This window comes from Flavobacterium cupreum (assembly GCF_003996965.1).
Lineage (GTDB): Bacteria > Bacteroidota > Bacteroidia > Flavobacteriales > Flavobacteriaceae > Flavobacterium > Flavobacterium cupreum.
Genome location: NZ_QWDM01000079.1, coordinates 1 through 436, shown reverse-complemented (window position 1 = coordinate 436; position 436 = coordinate 1). Strand labels below are relative to the sequence as shown.

The 436-nt window shown below is 58.7% G+C and carries 1 protein-coding gene; it reads left to right on the top strand.

The genetic code is table 11. The features are described from left to right. On the top strand, positions 1–361 hold a 361-nt coding region (locus tag D0817_RS24875; protein WP_306462248.1), incomplete at its 5' end, for an IS4 family transposase. Positions 362–436 lie beyond the last annotated feature (75 nt).

Genomic DNA, 436 nt, shown 5'->3' with positions numbered 1-436 from the left:
AGCGATGCAGTTAAAAACCATCGACCGCATAGAGCGCGCGCTCGCGCTCTATATGATTGTCGCCTGGCGCGTGGCGCATTTGATGCGCCTAGGGCGCACCTGCCCAGACTTGGACGCCGACCTGTTCTTCCATCCGGACGAAATTCGCGGGGCATATTTGCTAACGAAAAAACGGCAGCCAGACAAACCGCCACGGCTGAACGAAGTGCTGCGGCTGGTCGCACAGCTCGGCGGATTCTTGGGACGTAAGTCCGATGGCGAACCAGGGGTCAAGACCATCTGGCTCGGGATGCAGCGAGTCGCTGATATGGCCACGGCGATGCAGGTGCTACGTGACGACAAATCCTGGCGTTGTGTGTAACGATATGGCCCGAACCAGGTGTGGAGCACCGACATCACGTACATCAGGCTGGCACATGGGTTCGCCTATCTGGTC